Source organism: Ekhidna sp. ABH4_415 (assembly GCF_056161305.1).
Genome location: NZ_JBSWYW010000007.1, coordinates 194,232 through 205,544, shown reverse-complemented (window position 1 = coordinate 205,544; position 11,313 = coordinate 194,232). Strand labels below are relative to the sequence as shown.

12 protein-coding genes are annotated in these 11,313 nt (G+C 42.4%); 8 read left to right on the top strand and 4 right to left on the bottom strand.

Going from position 1 to position 11,313, the window contains the following annotated elements; all coding sequences use genetic code 11:
• The first annotated feature begins 138 nt into the window (after window positions 1-138).
• Together ACXAH9_RS13850 and ACXAH9_RS13845 are read left to right on the top strand one after the other, a co-directional pair.
• Window positions 139-555, top strand: a complete 417-nt coding sequence (locus ACXAH9_RS13850; protein ID WP_474895448.1) for a tellurite resistance TerB family protein — start codon at window positions 139-141, stop codon at window positions 553-555.
• Window positions 542-2,818, top strand: coding sequence for a DUF5916 domain-containing protein (locus tag ACXAH9_RS13845; protein WP_474895447.1), 2,277 nt, complete (start codon window positions 542-544; stop codon window positions 2,816-2,818). The genes ACXAH9_RS13850 and ACXAH9_RS13845 overlap by 14 nt, the downstream gene beginning before the upstream one ends.
• On the opposite strand, the gene ACXAH9_RS13840 is transcribed toward ACXAH9_RS13845, so the two are convergent.
• From ACXAH9_RS13840 to ACXAH9_RS13830, 3 genes are read right to left on the bottom strand one after another with little or no spacing between them, the layout of a single operon-like run.
• Entirely contained in the window at window positions 2,815-3,909 is a 1,095-nt protein-coding gene (locus tag ACXAH9_RS13840; protein ID WP_474895446.1) for an alkane 1-monooxygenase, read from the bottom strand. The genes ACXAH9_RS13845 and ACXAH9_RS13840 overlap by 4 nt on opposite strands.
• The gene (locus ACXAH9_RS13835; protein WP_474895445.1) at window positions 3,878-4,573 is read right to left on the bottom strand and encodes a porin family protein; all 696 of its coding nucleotides are present in this window, start codon (window positions 4,571-4,573) and stop codon (window positions 3,878-3,880) included. Before ACXAH9_RS13835 ends, ACXAH9_RS13840 begins: the two co-directional genes overlap by 32 nt.
• Window positions 4,574-4,576: 3 nt before the next feature.
• Entirely contained in the window at window positions 4,577-4,705 is a 129-nt protein-coding gene (locus ACXAH9_RS13830) for a 30S ribosomal protein THX (protein ID WP_474895584.1), read from the bottom strand.
• Between the two features lie 80 nt (window positions 4,706-4,785).
• Here ACXAH9_RS13830 and ACXAH9_RS13825 point away from each other — a divergent pair, with 80 nt between their 5' ends.
• Window positions 4,786-6,027: a DUF819 family protein gene (locus tag ACXAH9_RS13825; protein WP_474895444.1), complete on the top strand. Its 1,242-nt coding sequence runs from the start codon at window positions 4,786-4,788 to the stop codon at window positions 6,025-6,027.
• Here ACXAH9_RS13825 and ACXAH9_RS13820 read toward each other — a convergent pair whose 3' ends face one another.
• Window positions 6,028-6,597 (bottom strand): outer membrane beta-barrel protein, encoded by a 570-nt coding sequence (locus ACXAH9_RS13820; protein ID WP_474895443.1) that lies wholly within the window; start codon window positions 6,595-6,597, stop codon window positions 6,028-6,030. It abuts the gene before it with no gap.
• A 41-nt stretch (window positions 6,598-6,638) separates the two neighbouring features.
• On the opposite strand from ACXAH9_RS13820, the gene ACXAH9_RS13815 reads away from it, so the two are divergent.
• From ACXAH9_RS13815 to dinB, 5 genes are all read left to right on the top strand, one after another.
• Entirely contained in the window at window positions 6,639-7,268 is a 630-nt protein-coding gene (locus tag ACXAH9_RS13815) for an alpha/beta hydrolase (protein WP_474895442.1), read from the top strand.
• 53 nt (window positions 7,269-7,321) lie between these two features.
• The gene (locus ACXAH9_RS13810; protein ID WP_474895441.1) at window positions 7,322-8,680 is read left to right on the top strand and encodes a M20/M25/M40 family metallo-hydrolase; all 1,359 of its coding nucleotides are present in this window, start codon (window positions 7,322-7,324) and stop codon (window positions 8,678-8,680) included.
• Between the two features lie 81 nt (window positions 8,681-8,761).
• Window positions 8,762-9,565, top strand: coding sequence for an AraC family transcriptional regulator (locus ACXAH9_RS13805; RefSeq protein ID WP_474895440.1), 804 nt, complete (start codon window positions 8,762-8,764; stop codon window positions 9,563-9,565).
• Window positions 9,566-9,633: 68 nt separating this feature from the next.
• The gene (locus ACXAH9_RS13800; RefSeq protein ID WP_474895439.1) at window positions 9,634-10,080 is read left to right on the top strand and encodes a VOC family protein; all 447 of its coding nucleotides are present in this window, start codon (window positions 9,634-9,636) and stop codon (window positions 10,078-10,080) included.
• 90 nt (window positions 10,081-10,170) lie between these two features.
• Complete coding sequence (gene dinB, locus ACXAH9_RS13795) at window positions 10,171-11,298, top strand: DNA polymerase IV (RefSeq protein ID WP_474895438.1); 1,128 nt, start codon at window positions 10,171-10,173, stop codon at window positions 11,296-11,298.
• Window positions 11,299-11,313: the final 15 nt, after the last annotated feature.

Sequence of the window (11,313 nt, the reverse complement as noted above, 5' to 3'; positions counted from 1 at the left end):
ATTTGTCGTAATCATTTGAATCGCTAAGCTAAATGCATTTACCAGTAAAAAACAAACAGTCCTCGAAAATTGTTATTTTTTTTATGACCGGTTGAAGAAGTTTTATCACGATTAAGGTTTTTAAACTAAATTTCCGTCATGTTATCGCACGAAGAACAAATTAGTATTCTAGCTCATCTTTCTAAAGCCGACAATATAGTGGCGGAAGAAGAGTACCGCCTGATTTTATTTATCGCAGATGGGTTAGGTGTTTCTGAGGAAAAAACAGCGGAAATTATCAACAATCCCCGACCTATTCCAAAATTAAAGGACCTTCCGCCTGATGAAAAGTTCAATTACCTATTCAACATCATTCGCATGATGAAAGCAGATGGAAAGGTGCATTCTAATGAAATTAAATTCTGCGAAAAAGTGGCTTTGAATTTGGGATACAAGCCAGGTGTAATTGCAGATCTATCAGCCTATATCTACAAAGATCCAAGTATCAACTCTAACAAAAACTTCCTAAGGTCAATAGCGGACCAACATCTAATCCCAATGGATGAACAAGATTAGAGTAGCAGGATACATATTATGCTTTTTAACATCCTTATCTTCCCTGGCACAAAACCTGCCTGACCAGGTAGAGTATGTCATTAATGCAGCGGATGGAATCATTCAGTTGGATGGACGTCTCGATGAACCGATATGGCAAGAGCTACCGAGAGCTGGAGGGTTTTATCAGACGTTCCCTACAGATGATCAGCCAGCAAAGGACAGCACACAATTCATGGTTACTTATACGGACAAGGCCATTATCATTGGTGTAATTTGCTATGACTACCTTGATGGAGAATACATCGCTACTACAAGAAGAAGAGATTTCGGATGGGGAAATAACGACAATGTAGGCATCTATATAGATCCATATAACGATAAGACCAATGGATTTTCATTTCAGGTAACACCAAATAACGTCCAGCGAGAAGGACTAGTGTTACTAGGCGGAGATGTAAGAGATGACTGGGACAACAAATGGTTTAGTGCGGTTTATAAAGGCAAAGACTTTTGGTCTGTAGAGATTTCCATCCCATTTAAAACCATTAGATATAACAATGTATCTCAATGGAATATGCAGGTGCTTAGGAATAATCTAAAACGTAATGAACGGACGGCATGGATTCAGGTGCCTCAGGGTTATCGTATGAGTAACATGACTTTTTCCGGACGTTTACTATGGGACCAAGCTCCAAAGCCTGCTGGTACCAATATATCAGTTATTCCATATGTAGCCTCTAGTGTCGGTAAAAATCACGAGGAAGGTGAGCCCACCGAATCCAATATTGAAGCAGGGTTTGACGCTAAGGTCGCTGTTTCAAGCGCATTGAACCTTGATTTGACTTTCAATCCGGACTTTTCACAGGTAGAAGTTGATCGACAGGTAACCAACCTGCAGCGATTTGAATTATTTTTTCCGGAGAGAAGGCAGTTCTTTCTGGAGAATCAGGATCTTTTTGCTGATGGTGGTTTTTTCAGAAGTAGACCCTTTTTCTCACGCCGGATCGGAATTCAGGGGGCTGGCGATACTCAAAGAAACGTCCCAATTATAGCCGGTGCGAGATTGAGTGGCAAGTTGGGCAGTAAATGGAGAGTAGGTGCACTCAATATGATTACAGACCGTGATGAAACAGCCAAAGAGATCTCACCTGCTCAAAATTATTCAGTGGCCGTGATTGAACGACAAATTTTTAGTCGGTCAAGACTCAGCGCGATTTTCGTAGGAAGAAACAACCTTGGAGAGTCGGCCGTAACTTATGATTCCGCAGCATTAGCTCAAAGTGGATCACTTCAAGATGAATTTGGAAATGAGCTATCGCCTGAAGATACCCTTATTACTCTCAGTGAGTACAACTACGTATTCGGGTTAGACTATAACCTCGCAAATATTGACAATAGCTGGGAAGGTGACTTCTTTTATCATCGCTCTCTGGATCCCAACCAAAGTACTGACGAGAAATATGCTACAGGAGCCTTTTTGAGGTATCGAAAACCCACTTTTGGAGCACGGATTAACTTCCAGCGAATAGGTGAAAATCATAATGCTGAAGTAGGGTTTGTGCCCAGACCCGGCGTAACTAACTATGGGTTCGGGGCTGAATACAATATCTTTCCGGCTGAAGGGAGTGCCATTCAAAGACATGGTCCCGAAATAGATTTTGGAGGAGTGCTTACTAACGAATGGGATCGACTGGACAATGATGCAGGAATCCAGTATAAGTTTTCTTTCTTAAATACCTCCTATTTGGAATTTGGAGCAGGATGGAATTTTGTTTCGCTAACGTCTTCATTTGATCCGTCAGGATCAGACGGCCTGGAACTTCAAGAAAACACTACCCATGAGTGGTATCGGTACAGGGTTTTTTATCGATCAGACAGAAGAAAAAATTTCATTGTAAGAAGTTCAATAAGTAACGGTGGATTTTTCAACGGCAAGAGGTTTAATGCTGAATTAGGCCTAACCTTTCGGTTGCCTCCTTTAATCCAGATAGAGCTTAATGGAGAATATAATCGCGTAAGCCTTCCCGACCCATATAATGATTCAGATCTTTATCTGATTGGCCCCCGTGTGGATTTGACGCTCTCCAATAATCTATTTTTCACCACTTTTATTCAGTACAATTCTCAGGCAGAAAATCTAGGTCACAATTCACGTTTCCAATGGAGGTTTAAGCCTGTTTCCGACATATTCCTGGTTTATACAGACAATTATGTAATTGATGGTTTTCAGACCAGGAACAGAGCGTTGGTTTTTAAAATCAATTATTGGCTCAATCTCTAGGCCGCCTGTGCTAATTCCCCTTCTTTTATTCGCCGGATTCTTGGATTCATAATAGCGAACCACAGTGGTGGAATTGTAGCTAGTATCATCATCCCCGGATAACCAGTTGGCATTTGTGGGCTTTCATCAATATGCCTGAGAATCTGATACTTACGACTAGCAATGTAATGATGGTCAGAATGCCGAGATAGTTCAAATAGGATTATTCGACCTACCATATGATCAGAATTCCAAGAGTGATAAGGCATGACACGCTCATACACATCGCCTTTCTTATCTCGCTCAAGTCCGTAATGCTCGATGTAATTGACGGTTTCAAGGAGTAGAAAGCCAATCACTGCAGCGAATAAGAAATAACCCATTACCGTCCATCCAAATAACAAACCTATACCTATTGTAAATGCTATTTGTATCAACTGGAATCGAAGCATTTCACTGTGTATTGAAAATGCAGGTATCCCTTTTTTCCTCAAGCGCTTCGCTTCTAGCTTCCAGGCTGAGATGTATGCAAACACCACCGAACGGATCCAAAAAGCATATAGCATCTCACCATAACGAGCGGAGGATGGATCTTCCTTTGTGCTCACATTTTTGTGATGACCCCTGTTGTGCTCGATAAAAAAGTGCATATACAAAGATGTAAGCAAAAGCCCTTTAGCCATCAATTGTTCATACCAAGTTTTTCTGTGGCCTAGTTCATGCGCTACATTGATCCCTATGACACCACACAGTAAACCCATCGAGGAGATTCTTCCAACCCTGTCCACCAAAGTAAGTCCTACCTCCTGCATTGAAAACAGAAATACAAATAGTAGCGCGAACTGGATAGGAACCATGATGTATAATTGCCAATCATAAATCGGATCGTCTTTTCGCTGTGCCTCTATTTCTGGTGTAAGATTTCCCGGGTTTGGCTTATAAGCTAGCTCCAGGAGCGGTACAAAAACGAATGATTCAATCAATGGAAGGTAGGTAAGCCAGCCATATGTATTAAAACTGATCCACGCCAGCAATGGCAGCACCAGCACATTCATGTACTTCAGTGCACTTAGTTTTTTTCTATTCCATTTCATTTTCTTGATCTCTTCCAAAGGCTACCATATAGCCAACTGTAAATCCTACTACCCAATGATTGGATATATCTGGTGTTTCTGTGGTAAGATCTCCAGCGTCTATAAAGTTACTGAAACTGTAGCTAAAAAATCCTTCCACTTGCACTGTACCTATGGACATCTCTCTAAATAATCCTCCTGCAAGTCGTGCACCATAGCCAACCTCCCGATCTCTGGATGATTCATAGGTATAAAAATCAGAAATACGATTATCATCAGCTGGTTCAGGATCCAGATCATGGCTTATCAGGAACTCCAAATGCAAACCTGCAGAAATGAAGTATTTGTTCTTACCTCCAAAATATCCAATTCCTTCCAGGGGGATTTCCAGATAATTCATCCGGGCAGTGTAAGCAGGTAAATTTTCTATATCGAGGAAAATTTGCTTCCACCCTTTTTGAACATAGTTGACGCCCAGTTGTATGCCTGAGTTCAGAAATGAATCACCAGTCTTAGGTAAATAACGAACAAAAACACCACCATTCACTCCCGGTAAAAAGGTGGTGTTCATAGTTGTATTAAAAATGGTATGTTCAATGAACGCTGAAGATGCATGACCACCTGCTTTCGCTCCCACATATGTCTTTTGCGCCACCCCCACATGCATCAAGCATGCGGTGCAGATCAGCCATAATATCCTCATTAACTATTTCTTTTTAGATGTTTTTTTATCTGGCTGTTCAACCATTTTCTTATTCGCACTTCTGGGTCTCGATACGCCATAAGTGCCTTTCCAAATTTTACCTCTTCTGGTTTTTATGTCACCTTTTCCCATAATTGTTTTTTCTTTCAAAAATAAAATAATCATAGATATGCTCAAGGAAATCATTATCCTTGAGGCAAATTTTCAACATTATGGACCAACCTTTCATCACAAATGATGCCGTAATTTTCGGTATTCTCATGTTAATGCTGGGAGCAGTGTTTTACACCTCCTCACTTGATCATCCATTTTGGAAAAAATTTTACTCTTATGTTCCAGCCCTTTTAGTGTGTTATTTTTTACCATCATTACTAAAGGCTGTAGGGCTCATTGACCCATCCCAATCTAATCTTTATTTTGTTGCTTCAAGATACCTTTTGCCAGCTAGTTTGGTTTTACTCACCATCAGCGTGGACTTAAAAGAAATTGCCAAGCTGGGCTCCAAAGCGGTGATCATGTTTGTGACCGGAACAGTTGGAATTATGATCGGAGGACCACTTACTATCATCATTTTTTCTCAAATAGCACCCGATTTGGTTGGAGGAGTAGCACCCAATGAAGTGTGGAGAGGCATGACCACCATCGCCGGATCATGGATTGGCGGAGGTGCCAACCAGGCAACCATGAAAGAAGTGTTTGAAGTGAGTGACGAGCTTTTTTCTACCATGGTCACTGTTGACATCATTGTTGGAAATGCGTGGTTGGGTGTCTTGATTGCAGGTGTAGCGGTGACCAAGTTGATAGACAGAAAACTGAAAGCAGATTCTTCAGCCATTGAATCGCTCAAAGTGAAAATGGAGAACTATCAACTAAGTGTGGCTAAGATTCCAAACCTTACTGATCTGATGAAAGTACTTATGGTGGGTTTTACCTGCACGGGTATCGGGCATTTTTGTTCTGACCTCATTGTACCGTACCTGGAACAATTCCCTGCCTTGGAACAATATAGCCTTACCTCCGGATTCTTCTGGCTTGTGGTGATTGCCACAACACTGGGAGTAATCCTTTCTTTTACCAAAGCACGCGAGCTGGAAGGTGTAGGAGCTTCACGAATAGGCAGGGCGTTCATTTACATACTGGTTGCTACCATTGGCATGAACATGGATATTCTTGCGATATTCTACAACCCGGGCTACTTCTTTTTAGGTATCACCTGGATCCTGTTTCATGTGCTACTTTTAGCGTTGGTAGCTAAATTGATAAAAGCTCCATACTTCTTCATCGCTGTGGGAAGTACAGCGAATGTGGGAGGTGCTGCTTCTGCTCCGGTAATAGCTTCAGAATTCCATCCGTCTCTGGCACCAGTAGGTGTTCTTATGGCTGTGCTTGGTTACGTTCTGGGCACGTACGGAGCTTATGTGTGTGGATTGATGATGCAGATGGTGGCTGGGTAATCAATTAAATGGTACTGCAAGATAAATCTGGATGGTATTGAGCGTAAGATTACCTTCATCCTCCTGACTCAAATCACTTAAACCCAATACATATCTACCTCCAAGACTAGCTGAACCAAGATCAAATTCTGCTCCGAAAGCAGCACTAATATTGATTCTATTCACATCATCCGTGTATTCTATGGTTTCACCATCTACTTCTCCTACAGCCTTTAAAAGTACGCCTAGCTGAAGCCCTCCATGGATATTAAATTTATCCGACGGAAAAAACTTCATTAATAAAGGAGCTGATAAATAGCTCAATTTATCTGTTGCATTGGTCCCGAAAAATTCAAACTTTCCTCCATCAATGCTAAATATCAGCTCCGGAGCAAAAAAGAGGTTTTCATTGGCAGTAGCCACTTCACCATATATTCCAGCCATAAAAGAAACCAGGGATTGACTGGTAATGGAAATACCACTTGCTGTGGCTTTTTCTTTACCTAAGTTTAATCCACCTTTTAATCCCATAGTCTGAGAAAAGGAATAAAAGGAAGTTATTGTAAAGAGGATTAGAGAGAGTTTTTTCATTGATTTGCGATAAATTCTGCAATTATATACCAAAATCAGTTATGCAACAGCATCACGTTCCAGTTTCAATAAAGGCATCTTATTACACGCTGAATAAGCTTACTGAAGAGACTGATCGCATATGGCTTGTTTTCCATGGATACGGTCAGCTGGCCGAATATTTTATAAAAAAATTTGAAGGGCTTGATCCTGAAAAAAACTTCATCATTGCTCCACAGGGTTTGTCCAAATACTATCTGGATGGTGTTTATGGAAGAGTGGGTGCATCCTGGATGACCAAAGAAGATCGACTGACAGAGATTGATAATCAATACTCGTATATCGATTCAGTGCTTTCACAATATGATCTATCTGAAAAAGATCTCATATATTTTGGTTTTTCTCAGGGCACAGCCACCATGGGACGCTACGCTTCACATGCTAAAATTCCATTTAGCAAAATGATCATCTGGGCAGGAACCTTTCCGCCGGATACTGATCCAAAGGATTGGGAATACCTGACCGGAGAGGAAGAAATCCACTATTATACCAGCAGAGAGGACAAATACTTCAAAGAGGAGATGATTGATAATCAAAACAAGGTTTTGAAAGCTGCCATGAACAGGGAGCCAGAGTTGCATTGGTATGAGGGAGGTCACCGTGTCATTCCTGAGATCGTTAACCGTTTATAAAATTCATGTTCTGGCTGGATAGGGTTAAAATCTTCTTTTCTTATTTTCATGCCATGAAAAAGATTTTAACTGCCCTCCTCCTATCTCCCACTTTGCTCTTCGCCCAACACGAAGCGACCATCAAAAAGATTTATGATGAGGCTTTGACAAATGGTCATGTTTATGAAAACCTCAGAGTACTATGCAAGGATATTGGTAGTCGCCTTTCCGGTTCTCCTGAAGCTGCCGCTGCGGTAGAGTACACCAAACAACTTATGGAATCTTATGGGTTTGATACGGTGTATTTGCAACCCGTGATGGTGCCTCATTGGGTTCGGGGTAAAAAAGAAGTGGTTCGCGCGCTTGATTCCGAAAAGCATGGAACATTTGAAATGAACGCTCTGGCACTGGGTAACTCTGTAGGAACCGGCCCAGATGGAGTGCTGGCTGAAGTAGTGGAAGTGAGTGGGATTGACGAAGTGAATGAATTAGGAAAGAAAGTAGAGGGCAAGATCGTGTTTTATAATGGAGAAATGGATCCAACCATTATCAACACGTTTGGTGCGTATGGCGGTGCGGTGATCCAGCGATCTTCGGGTGCGTCTGAGGCTGCTAAGTATGGGGCCAAAGCGATCATCATCCGATCAGTAACCAACCGAAAAGATGACATTCCGCACACCGGATCACTCAATTATAAAGCGCTCATCAATCAGATACCAGCGGTAGCCATCAGCACCAATGATGCGGACAAGCTGAGTGGGATTTTACAGGAGCAGACGCTAAAGGTGTACATCGAAACGCATTGCCAGCAGTTGCCGGATGTCTTGTCTTACAATGTCATTGGTGAATTGCGTGGAACGGAATTTCCCGATGAGATCATTGCTGTGGGCGGCCACCTGGACTCCTGGGATGTGGGTGAAGGGGCCCATGATGACGGAGCTGGCTGTATGCAGGCCATTGAGGCTGTGCGTGTGTTCAAAGCGCTTGACATCACCCCGAAGCGGACCATCCGTGCGGTGATGTGGATGAATGAAGAAAATGGTCTTAGAGGCGGGCAAGAATATGCGCGAGTAGCCAAAGAGAAAGGCGAGAAGCACATTGCCGCCCTGGAATCTGATTCCGGAGGGTTTCAGCCACTGGGATTTTCCACTTCAGGTACAAACAAACAAAAAGCCCAGATCAAGGCATGGAGGGACTACTTCCTCCCCTACCGTGTGTGGGACTTTGATCAAAACGGTGGTGGTGCGGATATCGGGCCGCTCCGATCTCAAGGGACTTTATTAATAGGCCTTAGGCCCAGCACGCAACGCTACTTTATCTACCATCACACCCCTGCTGATGTGTTTGAGGCTGTAGACCAGCGGGAGCTTGAACTAGGTGCGGCCAGTATGGGTGCCATGATGTATTTGCTGGATCGTGAGGGGGTTAAGTAAGAAGATATTTAAAATTATCGCTTGAATAGTGTAGTGCATCTCAACACAGTTATAGAAGTGTTACAGATCAAATCTAGAAATTTGATAAATCTTCGAAAATTATATCGCCCCATTCAACCGACCATAAAGCCAACCAATGCAGACATCAGTTACCAGGAAGTTCCCCCTGATCCTTCTATCGAACATTTCGTTTATTGCTTTTGGGAATTGAAAACTCATCAATCACTGGACACACCCTTCACTTATCGGGTAGTATCTGACGGATGCATTGATATATTTTTCAACGCTAAAAATCCCTCTGAAAATTTTGTAATGGGATTCTGCAGAAAGTATACGGAGTTTTCCATCGGTGAAGAATTTAACTATATCGGGATCCGTTTTCTTCCCAGTACCTTTCCTTCTTTATTCGGCATTGATGCAAAATCTCTTAGCAATCAATCACAGGAATTAATAAAGATACTACCGGACCTGTCTCAGTGGATTTCCACATCATTCAAAAATACCTCTTCCTTTAAGGATATCACTGACATTTTGAATGTACGGCTTGCTGTAATTATTGAACAAAGACCCTACAATCCAGATTTGAGATTTCTAAATGCTCTTAGTCTGATCTTTGAGAAAAATGGTTTTTTGGATTTGGAGAGCGACATAGATACGGGGTTAAGTACGCGACAACTCAGACGGGTATTTAACTTTTATTTAGGAACTAGTCCCAAGGCTTTTAGTAACGTAGTTCGTTTTCAGCATTTACTTAATGCAAAGCCATCAAAGGAAAGCCTTAAGGGAAACAGACTTTACCTGGATGTCGGATTCTTTGATCAGGCACACTTCATCAAGGATTTCAAGAGGTTTTATGGGGTAACACCGTCACGAGCCTTTGAGTAATTATGTCCGTTTTTTACAATAAAAGCGGCTCATCCCTGCAATAAATTTGTCTCATAAATTATTCAACAATGAGATCCATTTTTACCATTACGCTTCTGTCAATCTCAGTATTTGCAGGTGCACAAAACAGTATCAAGATGAAAATGAACGCGGGTATTATTACAGAAAAACTACAGGAAACCAAGGAATTCTACACAAATACACTTGGTTTCGGAGTTACGTTTGAAAATGATTTTTATGTCCTTCTGCACACTCCGGACAAATCATTTGAGCTGAGCTTCTTGCTTCCTGAGCATCCATCCCAGCAACCAGTTTTTCAAAAGAAGTTTGCCGGACACGGAGTATACCTCACCATTGAGGTAGAGGATGTGAACAAGGTTTATGAGCAGCTCAAAGCCAAGGGTGTGAAGTTCGAATTTGAAATCAGAGATGAACCTTGGGGAGACAGGCATTTTGCGATTGTAGATCCGAATGGCGTTGGGATTGATATGGTCACTTATTCAGCTCCCGAATAACTTTCAAAGAAAAAAAATAGGAGAAGAGGAAGCTTATGAAACCTCTGAAAAAAACAGACAGGGGTTTCCGATCCTTCTTCATAACATCTTATGCCTATTAAATCATCGGCTCCTATCCCTCTCCTTTCCTACCTTGCATCAGTGGCACATCGCAAGATTATACACATCGACATGGATGCATTTTATGCATCAGTAGAGCAGCTGGACCATCCAGAACTGAAGGGTAAACCGGTAGCTGTAGGTGGAAACTCTCAGCGCGGAGTTGTAGCTGCTGCCAGCTATGAAGCCAGAAAGTTCGGTGTGAAGTCTGCCATGCCCTCTGCCAAAGCTGCCAAGCTTTGCCCCAACCTAATCTTTGTTCCCCATCGTTTTCCCCGCTACCGCGAATTGTCCCAGCAAATCAGAGAAGTGTTTTTCGAATACACAGATTTGGTGGAGCCGCTCTCATTGGATGAAGCCTACCTGGATGTGACCGAAAACAAGATCGGCCTAAACTCTGCCACGCTTATTGCAAAAGAGATCAAATCAAAAATCAAGCAACGAACCGGGCTTATTGCCTCAGCAGGAATCTCTTATAATAAGTTCCTTGCCAAAACTGCCTCAGATATGGACAAGCCTGATGGGCTGTTTGTCATCCTTCCGGAGGAAGCAGAGGATTTTGTCTCCAAACTTCCCGTTCATCGCTTTCATGGCATTGGGAGAGTAACTGCCGAGAAAATGGTGAAGGCGGGGATATTTACCGGAAAGGACCTAAGAAAAAAAAGCCTGGATGATCTGAAGCTTCGGTTCGGCAAGTCGGGGCAGTATTACTACAACATCTGCAGAGGGATAGATAATCGAGAAGTACAGCCAGTTCGTGAAACCAAATCGGTCAGCGCAGAGCGAACATTCGAAAAAAACCTGTACGAAATAGAGGAGATCATGGAAGAGGTGGAACGCATCTCCAACATCTCATTTGATCGCTATCAACGCAGCAAGGCAAGTGACGGTCATACGATTACACTCAAACTGAAGTACGGAGACTTTCGGCAGGTTACCCGCAGTAAAACACAGGAAGAGGCCATCAACAATAAAGCAACCTACCTTTCCATAGCCAGGGGTCTAATGACTGAAGACCTGCTGGATGAAAACGGTATTCGACTGATTGGAGTGGGGATTTCTAATTTCAGAAAAGATGAAGAGCCAGAGACTCCATCTCAGCTAACCATTGACTTTTAACTAATTCATTTACTA